This window comes from Collimonas fungivorans Ter331 (assembly GCF_000221045.1).
Taxonomy (GTDB): domain Bacteria; phylum Pseudomonadota; class Gammaproteobacteria; order Burkholderiales; family Burkholderiaceae_D; genus Collimonas; species Collimonas fungivorans_A.
In genome coordinates this window covers 5,079,097-5,097,480 of record NC_015856.1, presented here as the reverse complement: position 1 = coordinate 5,097,480, position 18,384 = coordinate 5,079,097, and the positions used below count along the sequence as shown (strand labels likewise).

The 18,384-nt window shown below is 58.2% G+C and carries 16 protein-coding genes and 1 pseudogene; 12 read left to right on the top strand and 5 right to left on the bottom strand.

Annotated features, from left to right (window positions below):
• The first annotated feature begins 162 nt into the window (after positions 1-162).
• From CFU_RS22740 to CFU_RS22730, 3 genes are all read left to right on the top strand, one after another.
• Positions 163-1,077 carry a LysR family transcriptional regulator gene (locus CFU_RS22740; protein ID WP_014008344.1) on the top strand — a complete coding sequence of 305 codons (915 nt, stop codon included), beginning with the start codon at positions 163-165 and terminating at the stop codon, positions 1,075-1,077.
• 96 nt (positions 1,078-1,173) lie between these two features.
• Positions 1,174-2,253, top strand: coding sequence for a uroporphyrinogen decarboxylase (hemE, locus tag CFU_RS22735; protein ID WP_041742784.1), 1,080 nt, complete (start codon positions 1,174-1,176; stop codon positions 2,251-2,253).
• Between the two features lie 839 nt (positions 2,254-3,092).
• Positions 3,093-5,135 (top strand): primosomal protein N', encoded by a 2,043-nt coding sequence (locus tag CFU_RS22730; RefSeq protein WP_014008342.1) that lies wholly within the window; start codon positions 3,093-3,095, stop codon positions 5,133-5,135.
• Between the two features lie 10 nt (positions 5,136-5,145).
• Here the strand turns inward: CFU_RS22730 and CFU_RS22725 are convergent, their stop codons facing one another.
• Complete coding sequence (locus tag CFU_RS22725; RefSeq protein WP_014008341.1) at positions 5,146-5,940, bottom strand: FadR/GntR family transcriptional regulator; 795 nt, start codon at positions 5,938-5,940, stop codon at positions 5,146-5,148.
• 256 nt (positions 5,941-6,196) lie between these two features.
• On the opposite strand from CFU_RS22725, the pseudogene CFU_RS24735 reads away from it, so the two are divergent.
• Both CFU_RS24735 and CFU_RS22720 read left to right on the top strand, forming a co-directional pair.
• Positions 6,197-6,283 (top strand): annotated as a pseudogene (locus tag CFU_RS24735) (NAD(P)-dependent oxidoreductase); the annotation flags it as partial.
• Positions 6,284-6,324: 41 nt separating this feature from the next.
• A complete protein-coding gene (locus CFU_RS22720; RefSeq protein WP_041742782.1) occupies positions 6,325-6,666 on the top strand; it encodes an L-rhamnose mutarotase in 342 nt (113 codons plus the stop codon).
• 6 nt (positions 6,667-6,672) lie between these two features.
• Here the strand turns inward: CFU_RS22720 and CFU_RS22715 are convergent, their stop codons facing one another.
• A complete protein-coding gene (locus tag CFU_RS22715) occupies positions 6,673-7,371 on the bottom strand; it encodes a response regulator (protein ID WP_014008339.1) in 699 nt (232 codons plus the stop codon).
• Between the two features lie 247 nt (positions 7,372-7,618).
• Here CFU_RS22715 and CFU_RS22710 point away from each other — a divergent pair, with 247 nt between their 5' ends.
• The 4 genes from CFU_RS22710 to CFU_RS22695 all read left to right on the top strand — a co-directional run bounded on the left by CFU_RS22710 (position 7,619) and on the right by CFU_RS22695 (position 11,265).
• On the top strand, positions 7,619-8,248 hold the full coding sequence (locus CFU_RS22710) for a response regulator transcription factor (RefSeq protein ID WP_041742780.1): 630 nt from the start codon (positions 7,619-7,621) through the stop codon (positions 8,246-8,248).
• Between the two features lie 103 nt (positions 8,249-8,351).
• Positions 8,352-9,221, top strand: a complete 870-nt coding sequence (locus CFU_RS22705) for a class I SAM-dependent methyltransferase (RefSeq protein ID WP_050808693.1) — start codon at positions 8,352-8,354, stop codon at positions 9,219-9,221.
• A gap of 84 nt (positions 9,222-9,305) precedes the next feature.
• Positions 9,306-9,665, top strand: coding sequence for a hypothetical protein (locus CFU_RS22700; protein WP_014008336.1), 360 nt, complete (start codon positions 9,306-9,308; stop codon positions 9,663-9,665).
• 130 nt (positions 9,666-9,795) lie between these two features.
• A complete protein-coding gene (locus CFU_RS22695; RefSeq protein ID WP_014008335.1) occupies positions 9,796-11,265 on the top strand; it encodes a DNA-3-methyladenine glycosylase 2 family protein in 1,470 nt (489 codons plus the stop codon).
• 50 nt (positions 11,266-11,315) lie between these two features.
• Here the strand turns inward: CFU_RS22695 and CFU_RS24730 are convergent, their stop codons facing one another.
• Entirely contained in the window at positions 11,316-11,513 is a 198-nt protein-coding gene (locus CFU_RS24730; RefSeq protein WP_148264921.1) for a hypothetical protein, read from the bottom strand.
• A gap of 282 nt (positions 11,514-11,795) precedes the next feature.
• On the opposite strand from CFU_RS24730, the gene CFU_RS23530 reads away from it, so the two are divergent.
• The 3 genes from CFU_RS23530 (at position 11,796) to CFU_RS22680 (ending at position 15,906) form a co-directional block, all read left to right on the top strand.
• Complete coding sequence (locus CFU_RS23530; protein WP_014008334.1) at positions 11,796-12,269, top strand: hypothetical protein; 474 nt, start codon at positions 11,796-11,798, stop codon at positions 12,267-12,269.
• 971 nt (positions 12,270-13,240) lie between these two features.
• The gene (locus tag CFU_RS22685; protein WP_041742778.1) at positions 13,241-14,647 is read left to right on the top strand and encodes a hypothetical protein; all 1,407 of its coding nucleotides are present in this window, start codon (positions 13,241-13,243) and stop codon (positions 14,645-14,647) included.
• A gap of 428 nt (positions 14,648-15,075) precedes the next feature.
• Complete coding sequence (locus CFU_RS22680; RefSeq protein WP_190275200.1) at positions 15,076-15,906, top strand: substrate-binding domain-containing protein; 831 nt, start codon at positions 15,076-15,078, stop codon at positions 15,904-15,906.
• Positions 15,907-16,099: 193 nt separating this feature from the next.
• Here CFU_RS22680 and CFU_RS22675 read toward each other — a convergent pair whose 3' ends face one another.
• On the bottom strand, positions 16,100-17,119 hold the full coding sequence (locus CFU_RS22675) for an ABC transporter substrate-binding protein (RefSeq protein WP_041742777.1): 1,020 nt from the start codon (positions 17,117-17,119) through the stop codon (positions 16,100-16,102).
• 218 nt (positions 17,120-17,337) lie between these two features.
• Positions 17,338-18,324 carry a M14 family metallopeptidase gene (locus tag CFU_RS22670; protein WP_041742775.1) on the bottom strand — a complete coding sequence of 329 codons (987 nt, stop codon included), beginning with the start codon at positions 18,322-18,324 and terminating at the stop codon, positions 17,338-17,340.
• Positions 18,325-18,384: the final 60 nt, after the last annotated feature.

Here is an 18,384-nt window from a genome sequence, read left to right as displayed (position 1 = left end):
CGTCTCCGGGAAGGGATGAATGGGGTGGGGCAGTGAATGAGCACAAGCCGAGCACAAGCTACTCTAGCGGCAATTAACATCAGTAAAAATCTGTGTAATCGAATATTTACATTGATCCGGATAGATGTATGATCGATCTGACTTCCTATTTCTCCACCTGGCATGCTCAACCAGCTATCCGATCTTGACCTGCGTCTGATCCGTGTATTCCTGTCGGTGCTGGACGCCGGCGGCATTTCCGCCGCACAGACGGCGCTCAACGTCAGCCAGTCCACCATCAGCACCCAGCTGGCGACGCTGGAAACGCGGCTCGGTTTTCGCCTGTGCGAGCGAGGCCGCGCCGGATTTCGTCTGACGCCGCGCGGCGAGCAGTTTGCCCAGTCCAGCCGCCAGTTGCTGGAAAACATCGACCATTTTTGCCTGGACGCGCGCCAGATCGGCCGCAAGCTGTCTGGACAATTGCACCTGGGCCTGATCGGCCATGCCGCCATGAGCGCCAACGCGCGCCTGGGCCAGGCCATCGCCCGGTTCCGCGCGCGCGACGAGGCGGTGACGCTGTCGCTGGCGGTGCTGGCGCCGGGCCAGCTGGAGGAGGAGGTGATCAATGGCCGCCTCGACCTTGGCATCGGCTATTTCTGGCATCGTTTGCCGAGCCTGGAATACCTGCCTTTATATACGGAACATCAGATGGCTTACTGCGCCGCGGCGCATCCGCTGTTCAGGCAGGCCGGAAAATTGACGCCAGCGGCGTTGGCGCAGCACGACTGGGTATGGCGCAGTTATCCGCTGCCGGAGGCCGACGGCCCGGGCGGCGTATTTTCGCCGGCGCGCGTGACGGCGCTGGCCGACAACATGGAAGCGGTCGCAGTCCTGATCTTGTCGGGGCAGCATCTTGGTTTCCTGCCGCAGCACTTTGCCGCACCCTTGGTGCAGCAGGGATTGCTGGCGGCGCTTAACCCGGCGCTGTTTTCCTACGAGGTCACCTTGCACATGGCGGCGCGCCGCCAGTCCAGCCGCGGCGAAGTGCTGCAGGCGTTTCTGGATGACCTGGCGGCGGAGCACCGGGAGGCAGGGTAATGGCGGCCATATAACTGCCATGCATGGAACCGATGTCGCGGCCGCCGGTTTGGATGAGATAATGGGGCGTTATTACACGCATTCAGATTGCCTCTTATGTCACAATTCGCTCCGCTCAAGAACGATACTTTCCTGCGCGCGCTGCTGCGCCAGCCAACCGACTACACGCCGCTGTGGTTGATGCGCCAGGCCGGCCGCTACTTGCCGGAGTACCGTAAAACCCGTAGCCGCGCCGGCTCCTTCATGGGGCTGGCGACCAATCCCGATTACGCTACCGAAGTCACGCTGCAGCCGCTGGAGCGTTTCCCGCTGGATGCCGCCATCCTGTTTTCCGACATCCTCACGGTGCCGGACGCGATGGGCCTGGGCCTGTATTTCGCCGACGGCGAAGGTCCCAAGTTCTATCGTCCATTGCGCGATGAAAAAGATGTGATGGCGCTGCAAACCCCGGACCTGGGCAAGCTCGACTACGTTTTCAAGGCGGTCACCCAGATCCGCACCGAACTCAACGGCCGGGTGCCGCTGATCGGTTTCGCCGGCAGTCCGTGGACCCTGGCTTGCTACATGGTCGAGGGCGAAGGTTCGCGCGAGTTCCATACCGTCAAGACCATGCTGTACAACCGCCCGGACCTGATGCACCACGTGCTCAGCACCAATGCGGCGGCGGTAGCTGCTTACCTGAATGCGCAGATCGACGCCGGCGCCCAGGCCGTGATGATTTTCGATTCCTGGGGCGGAGCGCTGGCGGACGGCGCCTACCAGGAGTTTTCCCTGGATTACATGCGCCAGGTGGTGTCCCAGCTGCAGCGTGAAAAAGATGGGGTGCCGATTCCGGCGATCGTATTCACCAAGGGCGGCGGCCTATGGCTGGAACAGATTGCCGACATCGGCGCCGATGCCGTCGGCCTCGACTGGACCGTCAACCTGGCCGAGGCGCGGGCCCGCATCGGCCAGCGTGTCGCCTTGCAGGGCAATCTTGATCCGGCGGTGCTGTTTGCCAATCCGGAGCAGATCCGCAGCGAAGTCGCGCGCCTGCTGAACGCCTACGGCGCGCCGCAAGCCGGCAGCGGCCATGTATTCAACCTGGGCCACGGCATTTCGCAATTCACGCCGCCGGAATCGGTCGCCGTCATGGTTGAAGCCGTGCACGAAATCAGCCGTAAATTGCGCGGATAGAAGCTTGCCGGCAAGAATCAAGGGCTGCTACTTGCTGATGGATGGTGTTACACGCTGTCACGCATAACACATTCGTTTGCAATCCGGAGATTGGCGCGCGCTAGTTATGCACAAAATAAATCTGCTGCACCACGGAAATTATTTATATCTATATTTTTTATTTTCCACTTGATACTGTTTTGTAAGTGTTTGATTTAAAAGAATTTATTTTCTGCTTTTAGTTTAGGCAATTTATTGAAACCCGCATCAAATATGAGGCTGCAGCCTGTCAAGAGCAGGTTACCCACAAAGTTATCCACAGACATTGTGGATAATTTGAAAAGCGCTTATGAAACCGATGCTTAGGGCATTTCCTCATGTTTTACATTAAGTGGAATCTTAGAAATTAGGGTTTACCCTCGATTTCAAGGAATTGACATCGGGCTAATTTTTCCGGTGCGAAACTGATGGAATGGGTGGAAAAAGTGACATGGTGGTGCACGGCCATGAATTTGAATGTGGACCTGATTGTTACCTTTTTCGCCGCGCCTCTGTTACTTTTTTCGCTTTGTTTTGGGGCATTCCGAATTTAGTTATGCACATAATTTTGTTTCCGCAAGGCGATTTTTTAAAAACGGAAATTTTTTTGCCTGTCCAGAATGTTCAATTTAAGTCTTTGATTGTAAATAGTATTTTTATTGATACTAGTTTGGGCAAGAGCCTGGATATACCGTAAACAGGCGCTCCCACGTTGTTTACGCAACCTTGTCCACAAAGTTATCCACAGATCTTGTGGATATTTTCAAAAGCACTTATGAAACCGATAGTTAGCTTATTTCCTCGGGAATTACATTAAGTTCGTGAAACAAAGCATTCTTCAAATCGTCCTCGACACTCCCCTGGATAGCAGCTTCGATTATCGCTGGCAGGCCAGCGATGAAAGCGAAGCTGCGCCGCAAATCGGCCAGCTGGTCCAGCTTTCTTTCGGCCGCCGCGAAGTGGTCGGCATGATTGTCGGCACCAGTGCCGAGAGCGAGGTTCCCGCCGAAAAATTGAAAAATGTGCAAGCCGTGCGCCACCAGTTGCCGCCGCTGTCGGCGCAATGGCTGGCCTTGTGTCGCTTTGCCGCCGATTATTATCAGCGGCCGCTGGGTGAAGTGGCGTTGCCCGGCTTGCCGAAAAACCTGCGCGCGCTGACTACCGTGGCGCTGGACCGCGGCTTGAAGAAACTGCAGCAAAGCAGCGCCGCGCACGATGCGACGCCGATCGACGTCGCGCAGCTGAATCCGGCGCAGCAACAGGCGGCCGACGCCATTGCCAGCGCCACCGGGTTTGCGCCGACGCTGCTGTACGGCGTCACCGGCAGCGGCAAGACCGAGGTTTACCTGCAAGCGGCGGCGCAGATCCTGGCGCGCAGCGAAAACGGCGCGGATAACCCGTCGCAGATCCTGATCCTGGTGCCGGAAATCAATCTGACGCCGCAGCTGGAAGGCAACATCCGCGCCCGTTTCCCGGGCGTGATGGTGGCGACCTTGCACAGCGGCCTGGCGGAAGGCGAGCGCATGCGCCACTGGCTGGCGGCGCACCTGGGGCAGGCGCGCATCATCCTCGGCACTCGGTTGGCGGTGTTGGCTTCGCTGCCGCACCTGAAGCTGATCGTCATCGATGAAGAACACGACCCGTCCTACAAGCAGCAGGAGGGCTTGCGTTATTCGGCGCGCGACCTGGCCGTATGGCGCGCCCACCAGCTGGGGATTCCTATCGTGCTGGGTTCGGCCACGCCATCGCTGGAAACCTGGCACCATACCCAGTCCGGCCGCTACCGGAAACTCGAACTGCGCGAGCGCGCGGTCAAGGATGCCGTATTGCCGCTGGTGCGCCGGATCGACATGGAGCGCGACAAGCCCAGCGAGGGACTGACCTCAACCCTGGTCAGCGCGCTCAAGCAAAGACTGGAACGGGGCGAACAGTCGCTGCTGTTCCTGAACCGACGCGGGTATGCACCGGTGATTGCCTGCGACGCCTGCGGCTGGGTCAGCAACTGCACTCGCTGCACGTCCTTCATGGTGCTGCATAAACCCGAACATCGGCTGCGCTGCCATCATTGCAGCCTGGAGCTGAGGATCCCGAAATCCTGTCCGACCTGCGGCAACGTCGACCTGCAGCCGCTGGGGCGCGGCACGCAGCGGCTGGAAGAGGGATTGCAAGCGATGTTCCCGGAAGCGCGCGTGCTGCGCATCGATGCCGATTCGACCCGCCGCAAAGGCAGTGCGCAAGCGGCTTTCGACAGCGTGCACCGGGGCGAAGTGGATATCCTGATCGGCACCCAGATGGTCGCCAAGGGGCATGATTTCAAGAACCTGACCCTGGTCGGCATCCTCAATCCCGATACGGCGCTGTTTTCCCACGACTACCGCGCCAGCGAGCGGCTGTTTGCGCAACTGATGCAGGTGGCGGGGCGCGCCGGCCGCGCGGCGCAGAAAGAGGGCGGCAGCGCCAGCGAAGTGCTGATCCAGACGCGTTATCCGCAGCATCCCCTGTACGCGGCAGTCATCGCCCACGACTACGATCGCTTTGCCACTTCGCTGCTGGAGGAGCGTGCGCAAGCCTGCCTGCCGCCCTACATCTATCAGGCCTTGCTGAGGGCGGAGGCGAAGGAGCTGGAAATCGCGATTGAATTTTTACAGCAGGCGGCGCACTGCATCGAGCATGACGGCATCACCATGCACGACCCGATTCCGATGACCATGACCCGGGTCGCCAATGTCGACCGCGCGCAGTTGCTGATCGAATGTCCTTCGCGCCCAGGCCTGCAGGCTTTCCTGACGGACTGGATGGCTCAGCTGCGGCAGATCAAGACGCGCGCCAAATGGTCGCTGGAAGTGGATCCGGTCGATATCTGATTTAACGGGATTAGTGCCTTGATTCCGGCACCGAACGGGAAAAGATCCGTACCACGGAATCCATGTGCGCCCGCATCGCGCGCCGCGCCGCCACCGCATCGCGCGCCTGCAGCGCTTCCATGATCAGCTGGTGCTCATGCTCCGAACGGTTCGGCATGTCTTTCGAGCTGTACAGCGTCTGCAGGCGCTGGAACATCATGCCGTATTTGCGTCCCAGCAGGTGGCTGACCAGCAGCAGGTAAGCCGGGTTGCCGCTGGCCTCGGCGATGCGGATATGGAACAGGCGGTCGCCCGGATGGGTGTGCGAGCCGCTGCGGTTATCCTCGACATTGCGCGCATACGCTTCGGCGATACTGCGCAACTGCTCATCGCTGGCATTCATCGCCGCCAGCGCCGCCGTCTCCGGCTCCACCAGGCGTCTCGCCTGCAGCAGCTTGAACGGCGGGATTTCGTCATCCAGCCCAAGGTTGATTTCCAGGTCCAGTTCCGGATCGATTTCCCAGCCGCTGCGATGCGCTGCCTGCTGCAAGGCCGGCGCCTGGCTGCCGTTGTCGCGCGCGGTTTCCTCTTCGGTACGCGGCAACACCATCACGCCGTTGCCGACGCGGACGCTGACGACGCCGATCACTTCCAATGCGATCAGGGCCTCCCGCACGGAAGTGCGGCTGACGCCGAATTGCTTGGCCAGTTCGCGTTCCGGCGGCAGGTTGTCGCCGGGACCGTATTCGCCGCGGTGGATCATGTCGCGCAGCTGGTCGGCGATTTGTTGATACAGGCGGCGGTTATGTATAACTTGTATGGGCATGGCAGTAAGGAAAGATATTTTTCATATTGTGCCACGGCGCGCTAGCTGCGAACCAAAGTAGGTGGCGCCGACGGCCCGTTTAGCCGCCAATAAATGACGGGAACGGGGCGCGCGCCGCCGGCCGATTGCTCGCGGAATTTTTGCTATGCTAGTATTGGTCCAGCCAATAAACCTTTTCAGTATAAAATATTAACCCGAGTAAATCCAGAAAATCGGCGGCAGCCGCATGAGATTACAAGGAAAGCGCATTCTGGCGGCTGCCGCGGTATCGGCGCTAGCTTCGGACGAATCGGCGTTCACCACCGGCGCGATCCATGTGATCGACGGCGGCTGGTCCCATTAGGCTGCGCCGGCGCAGCCATTCAAGTTAGGAGTCTCGACAATATGCGTTACTGCCTGGTGCTGGACCTGAAGGACGACCCCAGCCTGATCGGCCGTTATGAAACCCTGCACCGCCGCATCTGGCCCGAGATAGCCGCCCATCTGCGCTTGCATGGCGTGCTCGGTATGGAAATCTATCGGCTCGGCACGCGCCTGGTGATGCTGATGGAAACCGACGACGCGATTTACAGCCCGGAGCGCATGGCGAACGCCGCGCGCACCGATCCCAAGGTGCAGGAATGGGAAACCCTGATGTGGGAGTTCCAGGCAGCGACGCCATGGACCCCGCCAGGAGAAAAATGGGTGGCGATGACGCAGATCTTTGACCTGAAAGAGCAGCCCTGAACCGTTTCAGGTTTCTTCACTGTCGTCATCGCTCTCGTTATTTGAAAGAAACCAGTCGCCGCATCCCGGCGGCTGGACAATATCGCCGCTTACCGCGGCGCAGTAGCGGCCCAGTTCGATATCGTTGCCAAGGCCCAGTTTCTTCATCGCGGAAGCTTTTTGCAAGCTCACCGTTTTCACGCTCTTGCTCAGGCGCTGGGCGATATCGCGCAGGCTGTTGCCCGCCGCATACAGGCGCAGCACCTCGGTTTCGCGCGGGCTCGGGATGCGGCTTTTGGCCTGGCCGTTGATGCCGTTCTGCAGCAGGGCCTGGAAAGACGGTCCCATGTAGGGCGAATCGTTGCCTAGGTGGCGGATGGTCTTGCCGAGTTCGGGGATTGCATCGCTTTTGTGCAGCAAGCCGTTCACGCCGCTGTTGACGATCTGGTACAGCACCACCGGCAGTGCATTCATGGTCAGCACCACCAGCCAGGTTTGCGGATGATGGCGCCTGATGTAAGACAGCAGGTGCAAGCCGTCGCTGATGCGCACCATCGGCATCGAGAACTCGGTGATGACCAGGTCGCAGGGTGTCGACTCCAGGCACCTGACCAGCGCATCCGAGCTGGTGACGCAGGCCACGACGCGGCAATCCGGCACGTGGTTGAGGTAGTTGCGCACCCCTGCGGTAAACACGGGGTGGTCGTCCGCCAGAACAATCCTCACATTGATTACTCCATCGAAAATATCAGACAGGGTTGGAGACGGCCCGGGAAACTTCGCAATTCTCCGGCGCCGTATTGCAGCGTGGTTGATTCTAGTTATTTTATTGTTAAGTTGTTCATTGGACTATGAAATTAAGAGATTTACTTATATATTTAATAATGTGCAAACCCGATACTTCCTATTCAATAACGATAAGTAGAAACCTAGGGAGACATCGTTCGTTCATCAATTGCGGGGAGGCAATTTCATGACCAAGATTATTCTGGCCGACGACCAGCCGGCCATCATTTCAGGGACGCGCCAGTACATTGAGCAGATGCCGGGTTTTACCGTGGTGGCGACGGCGTCGTCGACAGCGGAACTGTCGGAACGCCTGCTGGATACGCCATGCGACCTGCTGATCACGGAATTTTCACTGCCGATCAACCGCATTGGCCGCGGCTGCGCATTGTTCCGGCAGCTGAAGAGCAATTACCCGACGCTGGGGCTGATCGTGCTGACCATGATCGATATCCCCGCTGTGCTGTACCAGATCACCAATTGCGGCGTGAAGGGGTTGGTGCACAAGAGCGACGAGATAAGCGAGCTCGGCCGGGCCATGCTGGAGGGTTCGCATGCGGCGCCGTATATCGGCAAGGCGGCGCTGCAGTTGCTGAAAAAGGGCCCCAGCGGCAGGCTGCCGACCAGGCGCGAAGCGGAGGTGCTGAAGATGTACGTGGTCGGCAACAGCCTGCGGGAAATCGCCGACCGCCTCAACAAGAGCGTCAAGACCGTGGGTTTGCAAAAGGCCTCGGCGATGAGAAAGATGGGCTTGCGCAACGACATCGAGCTGGGCCGGTATTCCTGCACGATGGGACGGATCGGCCAGCCGTTCTGACGATTTTTTTGGGCGGATATCGGTGCATTGGAGACCTCGTGCGGTCGAAGCCGTTATACTTGGTGGAATAGCCGGTAAGTCTGGCCGACAGAAAGCAAGTTCCATGAACGGTATCAAGCAAGAATCCAATTCCACCAACCCGCAAGCGTCCAAGCACGAAATCCGCCCCGGCCAGTCGATAGAGTTGCTCAAAGAGTTACATATCCTGACACGCGACGGTAAATTGAACCAGGACAGCCGCCGCAAGCTCAAGCAGGTATATCATTTATATCAATTCATCGAGCCGCTGCTGCAGGAAATCCAGCAGGAACAGGGCGGGGTGCAGCTGGTCGACCACGGCGCCGGCAAATCCTATCTTGGATTCATCCTGTACGACCTGTTTTTCAAGGCATTGACCGACAACTCGCATATCTTCGGCATCGAAACCCGCGAAGAGCTGGTCAAGAAATCGCAGGAACTGGCGCAGCGCCTGGAGTTTCCGGGCATGTCCTTCCTCAATTTGTCGGTGGCCGAATCGATAGGATCGGCTTTGCTGCCAGGCCGTATCGATGTCGTTACAGCCTTGCATGCGTGTAATACCGCGACCGACGATGCAATTGAATTTGGCTTGAAGAAACAGGCGCGTTTCATGGTGCTGGTGCCTTGCTGCCAGGCGGAAGTGGCCTCCGTGCTGAAAAAGAACAAGGGCAAATCGCTGGCGAAAGAAGCGCTGACCGAAATCTGGCGCCATCCGCTGCATACGCGCGAATTCGGCAGCCAGGTCACCAACGTGCTGCGCTGCCTGCAGCTGGAAGCGCATGGCTACCAGGTCAGCGTCACCGAACTGGTGGGTTGGGAGCACTCGATGAAGAATGAACTGATCATCGCCAGCTACAAAGACCTGCCGCGCAAGCGGCCGACCGAACGCCTGCAAGAAGTCCTGCACACCCTGGGGCTGGAAGAAATGCAAGAACGTTTTTTTACCGCAGCCTAGGAGATTCATCCCAATCGTTTTGCAGCATCCGCCTGCCGCAAGCGGGCCGTCCACCATCGCACCACTTAACCCGAGGAGAGTGACATGAGTAAGACGAGTAGTTCACATGCCGTTAAAGAGTTCACCAAGGCGCCGCCGACCGAAGAGGGGCTGACCGAAACCGTGCAGCACATCACGGCCGGCGTCGGCGAGTTCGGTGTCCTGAATCCTGCTGCGCGCGCAGCACTCGTCCTCAAGGTTACCGAGCAGTGGCAGCAGGATTTCATCGTTAAATTCCATATTCCCGCGGATCCCGCGAAAGCCGGTGAAGAATACGCCGCGATAGAACAGGGCGACAAATATCCAAGCTTGTCGGAGCCGGTGCGCGAAGCCGTATTGCAACGCTTTGACGAACGCTACGGCGACGGCGGTCCGCGCTCGTGGTCCGCGCTGAACGGCAAGTAGGTTCCCATCCTGCCAGGCCTCGGGGCGCGGGAAACGGCGCCCAGGCCTCATCCATTCCGGTTTTCATCGCTATCATGTCGATGTCCGAAAACCGCTAGACATTGGTAAATATCGGCGCGATCATGGTCCGATGGAACTCGATCACGACACCTGCTACCGGGCGCTGGCCAGCCGCGATGTACGCTTTGACGGACGTTTTTTCATCGGCGTCAAAACTACCGGCATCTATTGCCGTCCGATTTGCCCCGCGCGTACCGCCAAATCCGAAAACGTCTTGTTTTTCCCCACCGCCGCCGCTGCACAGGAAGCGGGTTTTCGTCCATGCCTGCGCTGCCGCCCGGAAGCTGCGCCCGATTCCGGCGCCTGGCGCGGAGTTGCCAACAGCGGCGTATCCAATACCGTGACGCGCGCACTGGCGCTGATAGAAATGGGAGCGCTGGACGACAATGGCATGGACGCGCTGGTCGCGCGGCTGGGCGTGGGCGAACGGCAACTGCGCCGCCTGTTCGCCCAGCATCTGGGAGCGTCGCCGGTTGCCGTAGCGCAGACGCGCCGGGTGCTGCTGGCCCAGCAGCTGATCCATGAAACCCGCATGCCGATTACCGAAATCGCTTTCGCCGCCGGGTTTGGCAGCGTCCGCCGTTTCAACGAGGTGTTCCAAAACCTGTTCCGGCGTCCGCCCAGCGCATTACGCCATGGCAGCCAGCCGGAACAATCGGCGCAAGCCGGAGTAACGCTGTTGCTGCGTTACCGGCCGCCTTACGACTGGCCTGCCATGCTGGCGTTCCTGAGCCCGCGCGCGATTGCCGGCGTGGAACTGGTGGCGGACGGCTGTTACTACCGCAGCATCTGCCTCGACGGCGCGCATGGAACCATTGTCGTGCAGCAAGGCGAGGGCCATGCCCTTCAAGCCACCATCCGTTTCCCGCGATTGTCGTCGTTGTCAGCCATCATTGCCCGCCTGCGCCGGATGTTCGACCTGGCAGCCGATCCCGAAATCATCGGCCGCCAGCTGTCGGCCGATCCCTTGATGGCCAGGCTCACTGCAGCCCGGCCCGGCCTGCGCGTACCGGGCTGCTGGGACGGTTTCGAACAGGCGATGCGGGCGGTGCTGGGGCAGCAGATCACCGTGCTCGGCGCTATCCGGTTGGCCGGCAAGCTGGTAGCGCAGTACGGCGAAGCGCTCAGCGATCCTTGCGCAGACCGGCCGGGGCTGACCCACGTCTTCCCGCAAGCCGCCGCCGTGGCAGCTGCTGACCTGGCGCCGCTGGGCATGCCAAAAACGCGCGCCGCCACCTTGTCTGCGATAGCTGCAGCGCTGGTGGCCGACCCGCAGTTGCTGGATACCTGCGTCAGCCTGGAAGAAGCGGTATTGAAATTGCGCGCATTGCCGGGCATCGGCGACTGGACCGCACAATACATGGCGCTTCGCCATTTACGTGAGCCCGATGCGTTTCCGGCGGCCGATGTGGCCTTGATGCACGCGATCGCGGTTCATGAAGGCGCCAGGCCGAACGCAAAGGAACTGACGCTGCGGGCAGAAGCCTGGCGGCCGTGGCGCGCTTATGCGGCACAGCATCTTTGGTCGTCGCTGGCCTGAGTTTGCCTCGGCTTGGCGCGCTGCCATTCAAGTTCGTGAGATATCCGCCGTCACGGCTTGCTGGGTGTACTGGCGGCGCCGAGCGCCTCCAAGGCGGCTTTTCTCGACGCTTGAATATCCTTGCTTTCAATCGTAGTTGCAGATGCCGAAGCCCCAGCATCGGGCGCAACGACAACAGGTTTTGGCGTTTCTTCTTTTGAACAGGCCAATACGCTAAAAAGAATTACCAATGCACCGATTGTTTTCATTTTTTCTCCTATTGAGTTAACGCTGTAGCAAATCTTTGAGAGCATTCTACAACGTTGCTGTAAAGCATCGCGCTATCGCTGAAGTTGGCGGCGCCGCGGATGACACACCTCGATCATTGCGAATATTGCACTCCAGGATCTAATGGAGAAAATGCGAATCCGTTAAAGCATAAAATTCCGTAGCTACTTCGTAGCCGGACGGCTGGCTTCGCTTTTTTTCGGCCCGACGGTCTGCCCGGTTCCTAACATGCAGCGACTCACTTCCAATCGAGACCGTCTGCCATGAATAAATTATCGCATTCCTCTTCCGCCGGTAGATCGCTGGATTCTTCAATCAAGAAGCAAACGGTCACGGAAGAACAAAAAAATTTCCTGATCCAGATTGCCGTGCTGCTCGGCATCCCGGTGTCGAGATATACAGAATTGATTGCGCCGAAGGCATTCTCCGGACCATCGGGTTTCGACTGCCGGCTGCATTTGCTTGACGCTCAATGCTCCGTCTTTCCGGAAGTCGCATTACCGCTCTCCGCCAATGAGCTGATGGGGCCGGAAGTTGGACAACTGCTGGAAATTCAACGAAAGCTTCTCACCGAGTTCGGCTGGTATCTGGGAGTTTCCGCCGAGGGCCTGTTGCAACTCAGCTCGATTGCCTGGATCGACGAAGTCGATGAAATCGTAAAAACGCTCGATCTGATGAATGCGGTTGGAGCAATGGCAGTACAGCAATTATTGGACAGCGCCAAACCAAACCCATAGTCGAAAGGGCCAACGTGACTTCTCCGGTTCCAGTACGCCCCGCAACGGGGTTGCCGCACGATCTTTCAATATCGACGCCGGAGGACGACCGGCCTGCCGTGTCAAATCCCCGCACCGCTTCGCAGCGGATGGAGCCGGGCGGCGGGCCGCTTCAGGCTCTGGCCGAGTCTTCCGGCAGGAGGCGGATGCGGTCGATGGATGCGTCTTCGCGGGAATTGGATCTTGCGTCGCTACAGGCCGTACATCATTCGCCAGTAGATCCTGAGGCCGGCGCCAGCGTAGCCGACGCGGCGCAAACTCCGGCAACAACTTTAACCAACACATTGCCCCGTACGGCAATGCCGCAAGAGAGGCGTTTCCATTCCTCGCGATTCGCCAATACACCCTCAGTCGATAGCGGCGAAGTAAGACGTTCCGCGTCAACGATCGGATTGCCCCGGCATTCAGGTGCATCGTTTCGGCGCGAAGAACAATCGGTGCAGGCGACTCTGGAAAATGTCACGCCCCGACATGAGGAACGGCATGAGTCGGCGCCGCCAGGCCATGGCGACCATGAATCCCTGCTAAGGGCTGGAGAGCGTTCTGACTCCAAGCAGTGGAGCATTGACTCGAGGATGATTTTTGGTGGTCCGCACTCAAGAGATTCTTCAGTGGGCGGATCTGCATCTCTACGGTTGCCGCCTCGGGCGCCGGTCGGCGGAGACATGCCGGAATCGTCTGCGGCTGGCCGTAAATCGACGACAGCGTCCGGTTCCGGCGTATTTCCGCCATTTCAGTACAGTGCGGCGATTCGCAGCGGCGAACGAACCGAGTCGCTTCCGATTAACGTCGGCAGGCGTCGTTTACCTGCCTCATCGGAAATTCAGATTGACGACAGATCTGCTTCGGCATCTCATCTTCGGAGCCGGCCTGGACATAGCCGCACCGATCATGGCAATGCCGGCCGGCCGGCTCGTCCGGTCCGAGGGGACGTGGTAATCGATATACCGGAATTGTTGCCGGAACAGCAGGTCAACGATGAACTTAAGAAACTACACTGGCCGGCTCACCTTTCGCCTGAATCCCTTACCCAGCAAGTGGGGCTTGAAAAAGAGTACGTCACATGGGCAGGGAAAGTCCTGACCGCGCGCCAGAAAGCCTTTGGCGGACATGGCTATTCAATGCGGCAAGACATGTCGACGCCATTGCATTCCGCTCTCTTGGCGGCATTATATGAAGGCGCGCGTCAATTCATCGTGGGAACGTCACGCTCTCCCCTGCGCAACACCATTGTTACGGCTACCAGGCAGCGCCTTCAGAATGGAAAACTGGTCGGCGAGCTTGGTAATGATATCGGGCCCGCCCTGCTGGGCGGTGCGGCGAGCGGCCTGACGGCTTACGCCGTGGACAGCTGGTTGATACAGGCCATGGATCGTCGCGCCAAAATCTCCAATTTCCCAGCGCTGGCGGCGGTAGATCTGAAGGCGCTGATACCTGTTCCAGGAACGGTGCGCCTAAGTGTGAAAGATGGCGTAAAGGAATACTGGCGTCCGGCAGCGGCCGGCGGCGGTTTAAGCGCTCCTTCCGAGGGTGCGGAGAATAGCCTGGGGGCCGGGCAAAACATCTCGCATCTGGCGTTGAAGCACGAAGCCACGGCTACCCGCAATTTATTGTCGATGAAGCAAGGCGCTCTGGATGGGAAGGGGCTGGTAACGTGGTTTCAGCCAGGAATGATGGGTACCGCGAATGTGCTGCGCCGAGTGGTATCGAGCGCGAGCGCATTGACAAAGCCACTGCCGGTTTTTGGCGGAACTCTTCTAACTTCCTCAAGTGCCGGCGCCTTGAGTAAATTTTTGATAGCCATGGCCAAGGCGACTCCGCACCTTGCACAAACCGAGGTCGATAACCTGTTAGGTGGAAAGCAACGCGTTAATCTTTATTCCGTCAAAGTCAAGAACCCCGACATTCCTGCAGCAGGCTGGAGCGATATTGCACGCTTGCCGCATTTCGTGGGCGGAACCCTGGTTGAAGCCGGTGCGCTAGTCAAACAGACTTTGGGGCCAAAACAGACCTGGGCCAGCCGTGTCGGCCAGACCATAGATGTATGCCGGGTCATGCTTGCCAGTACGACTTCGAGTGTTGTGCAAGCCGGGACCGGCCCGCTTCTGGCGCAATTTCTGCGCAGCGGCGCGCCGGGTCCGCTGCCCGGGGAATCGTATAAATCCAGCGGCAACCTGTTGCAGCAGTTCGGGCAAAGCACGATCAACGATTACGTCTGGAATGCGGCGAAAGACTACACCAAGGCTCATGCTTACGACCTCGGCGCCGAATTGGACCAGGCGCGAGACCAAAAACAACAAATGCTGCAACTTGCGACCCGGACGCAGCCCCAGGGGTGACGGCGGCGAGTATCCGGTTATCCCATTTGACGATGGCGATTGAGCATCGATCTGGAGGTGATTGGTGCAGCCCCAAATAAGCCGCAGAGATCGTAGGAAAAACCCTACCGAAAAACCTACCTTTCCCGATAGCTTTCTGCACCTGTCGCTGCATACTGACATGTTCATGCAACGGCATGGCGCCGCGGCGTTGCCTGCCGGCAGAAGCCATACAGGCAGAGCTCACCGAGGCGCCGTTGCATCCGCGTTTTCTCTTTTCCTAGACGAGGCCTGGGCGGGACTGACGCATGTGGAAAAAATAATGGCTTCGTGAAAATATCAATAGTACGAAAGTAAGCAAGATGAAAATTCGCAGCATGTATCTCCGCTCCGCCAGCGCTACGCTGTTTTCCGTTTTTGGACTGATGTCGACACTGGCGCAAGCCGACGTGCGCATTTCCGGCTCCGATACGGAAGAAAATCTGATCACCACTGCCGTTACCCAATATCAGCGCGGCAGTAAAAGCGATATCAAGGCCGAATTCAAGGGGACCAGTGTCGGTTTCAAGGACCTTTGCAAAGGCGCAGCGGATATCGTGCCGGCATCGAACAAGATACAGGCCGATCAAGCCAAAGCGTGCGCGGATAAAAAAATTTCGTATCTTGAGTTGCCAATCGCTTACGACGCCGTCGCGGTGATCGTCAACAAGGCGAACAATTGGACCAATGACTTGACGATGGCAGAGTTGAAATCGATTTTCCACCCCGAGTCTTACGGCAAAGTAACTCACTGGAACCAGGTAAGAATGGCCTATAGCGATGCGCCGCTGAAAATAGTATCGCCCGATACCAAGTCGGGGACCACCATGTTCTTCACTGAGCGCGTGAATGCCATGCGAGGCTTCTTGCGGGGCGACACCACGATATTCAGCGACCATGGCAAGATCATCGATGCGGTATCGGAAGATGTCAACGCCATTGGCTTCGTCTCTCTGGGCGCGTTGGTCGAGCGCAAGAGCAATGTCCGTCCGGTGCCGATCAATTTCGGAAAAGGGGCGGTAATACCAGATGCAAGCTCGGTATTGTCGGAAGCCTATGGGCCATTGACCCGGCTGCTGTACGTGTACATCGCCCAATCGGCATTAGCCAAGCCTGAAGTTACGGCGTTCGCCAGCTATCTGTTCGAGAACGGCGACCGCTACGCGCGTTTTTCAGGATTCGTGCCGCTGACGGCCGCCGGCTATATCAATAACCTGCGGCGCATAAAGGCCGGGCAATAGCGGCAGCGTCTAGCCGACAGCCGCTGGACGGATGTACGATAAACCAGGGCATCGCGTTCTTCATGAATGAAGTTTCCGCCAAAGAAACTCCCTGAACCACGCCTCCTGCGGCAATACCGTTCAGTCAGTAGGCAAGCATTATCTCGCCTAGACGGGACGCCCAGGCCGGGGCAGCCATACAGCGCCTTCCGAGTCATTCGATGTAATGACCGCCCGCGCCGATTACCGTAACCGTGACGAATTTCGAACCTGTATGGTTGTTTTCATCGTAATCCACGATGAAATCGCCGGCATCCCAGTGATGCATCGTTTCCAGCGCCTTGACCAATGCCGGCCTGCCGGGATTCGGCCCGGCGCGCCTTAAACCCTCCACCATCACTTTCGCTGCGATATAGCCGTCAAAGCCGATATAGCTCGCCACCAGTTTACGCCCCGCCGCATTCGCAGCTTTCAATGCAGCCTGATATTCACGGGCGATGTGGGTCTCGCCATTGAACGGCGACGGCGCTACTTGCGATATCACGATGCCCCTGCTTTCGCTGCCAAGTTTTACAACCAGCTGATGTCCGCCGATAAGACTGCGCGCGAGAAACTGGACCGGAAACTTATCGGCAGACTGATTGAATTGTCGTACGAAGGCAACGGCATCGTCACCGGAGACGCCCAGCAGGATCGCTTGCGGGTGCATCTTGATTATCTTGAGCACGACATCGGCCGGTTGCGTCGAATTGAGCTGCATCGTCGCGACGCCGACCGGCGCTAGCTTGATTGCTTTCAATTTTTCTTCCAGGTCTTTTTGCAAAATGGCGCCGCCGGGGCTATCGTAGCGCGCCAGCGCCACTCGCGTTAATCCCATCGCCTGTACATGGCGCAGCAAAGCGTCCAGTTCAGTAGAATAGCTGGCGCGCGTCATGAACAGGATGTGATTGACCGGCCCTGCGTACAACGTCTCGTTGCCGGCGTACGGTCCGACATACGGTACGCCGGCAGCAGTGGCCAGCGGCAGCGAAGCGAAGACTGTATTGGTGAACATGTGACCGAACAGCGCCAGCGCCTGATGTTGCTCGATCAATTCTTTGGTGTTGACTTGAGCGCGTTTGGCGTCGTAGCCGTCATCCAGAGTGATTAAACGGATGCGCCGGCCGTTTACGCCGCCTTCCTTGTTGATCTTTTCAAAGTAGATTTGCGCGCCGTCTCGATAGGTTTCTCCCATTTCACTGAAGCTCCCGCTTAAAGGAGCAGATTGACCAAGGACGATATCGGTCTGTTCGCCGGCATGCGCCGAAAAGAATAAATGCGACACTGCCACGAATACAACTAACCTGATAAGCATATGTCTAAATGGCATTTTAAGTTCTTGGATTGAATATATGGATGGATTTCGATCTTTCCGAGCAAGCGGAGTAATCTTGCATTTTTCCCCACCGCCGGCTATTTATCGTCAAGCACCTTGGCCAGACGCATTACCGTTACGCCAGGCGCCAAATGGCGCAGCGACGGCATGATGATGACGCAGTTGTCGTAAGGCGTGAAAATCTCCCGCTCGCCGTCACGCGCGATGACAGTGCCGGCGCGCTCGATCAACTCCAGTCCGCGGAAATCTTGAGTAAATTCAAAATCGGTCGTGTCCGCGACTATCGGCTGGGTTACCTCGAAAAACTGCTGGCTTAAGGTTCTGTCTTGCGTCAAAAAACTATTCAGCTGAGTTGCCGCGACAACTCCGGTCTTGAGCAGGAAGCGTGACGCAGCGTCTAGCGCGACGTCCCGGCTCCGCAGCGAAAAATGCTGTCCGCTCTCGATCAGCAATGCATTCTTCGGACTGGTTGCGTCGCCAAAGCTGCCGTAATCGCGCATCCGTCTTCCGTTCGCGTGGCCGGCATCGACGATCACATGTTCCGGCGCACCGATTTCGGCGGCAAAGCGGATGCCTTTTTGCAACGGTCCGCTCAGCAATAATGGAGGTGCTTCCTCGTGCATCGAATGCAGATCCAGTAAAAAATCGACACTTTCGACAATTGGACGCAATTCCCGCGCGCGGCGCAATTCCACAGTATCGTCGCCGCTGTCGAGGCGGGATGCCGACCAGACGCGATTCAAGTCTTCATCGATGAAACGCGTCGCGTCCGGATTGTTGCGATCGAAGCGATGATAAGCCTCGACATTCGCAAAACCGAGTGTGACGCGACCTTTAAGCGGGCGCAGTTCGGCCCGTAGCAACTGGTCGACCGCGATCGCGCCGCTGACTTCATTGCCGTGCGTCAGCGCCATGATCATCACGTGCGGACCGGGGACGCCGCTGTCAAATGCATGTACATAGTCCACGCCGGCAGTTCCGCGCTGCCATCTGCGGATGTCGGGAAACGCCACCTCCATTGGATAGGCTTGCAACATGGCGCGTATTTGTTCCAAGGTATTCATGATTCTGCTCCTGCTTGAAAAAAATGCCGGATGCGCATGACGATCCGGCAGAAATAATGT

Bases quoted from the DNA above. Each gene is read 5' to 3' on its own strand.
- CFU_RS23530 (WP_014008334.1), top strand. From the start codon at position 11,796: ATGAATAAATTATCGCATTCCTCTTCCGCCGGTAGATCGCTGGATTCT.
- CFU_RS24730 (WP_148264921.1), bottom strand. From the start codon at position 11,513: ATGAAAACAATCGGTGCATTGGTAATTCTTTTTAGCGTATTGGCCTGT.
- CFU_RS22725 (WP_014008341.1), bottom strand. From the start codon at position 5,940: ATGCCCATACAAGTTATACATAACCGCCGCCTGTATCAACAAATCGCC.
- hemE (WP_041742784.1), top strand. From the start codon at position 1,174: ATGTCACAATTCGCTCCGCTCAAGAACGATACTTTCCTGCGCGCGCTG.
- CFU_RS22720 (WP_041742782.1), top strand. From the start codon at position 6,325: ATGCGTTACTGCCTGGTGCTGGACCTGAAGGACGACCCCAGCCTGATC.
- CFU_RS22700 (WP_014008336.1), top strand. From the start codon at position 9,306: ATGAGTAAGACGAGTAGTTCACATGCCGTTAAAGAGTTCACCAAGGCG.
- CFU_RS22705 (WP_050808693.1), top strand. From the start codon at position 8,352: ATGAACGGTATCAAGCAAGAATCCAATTCCACCAACCCGCAAGCGTCC.
- CFU_RS22695 (WP_014008335.1), top strand. From the start codon at position 9,796: ATGGAACTCGATCACGACACCTGCTACCGGGCGCTGGCCAGCCGCGAT.
- CFU_RS22670 (WP_041742775.1), bottom strand. From the start codon at position 18,324: ATGAATACCTTGGAACAAATACGCGCCATGTTGCAAGCCTATCCAATG.
- CFU_RS22675 (WP_041742777.1), bottom strand. From the start codon at position 17,119: ATGGGAGAAACCTATCGAGACGGCGCGCAAATCTACTTTGAAAAGATC.
- CFU_RS22710 (WP_041742780.1), top strand. From the start codon at position 7,619: ATGACCAAGATTATTCTGGCCGACGACCAGCCGGCCATCATTTCAGGG.
- CFU_RS22740 (WP_014008344.1), top strand. From the start codon at position 163: ATGCTCAACCAGCTATCCGATCTTGACCTGCGTCTGATCCGTGTATTC.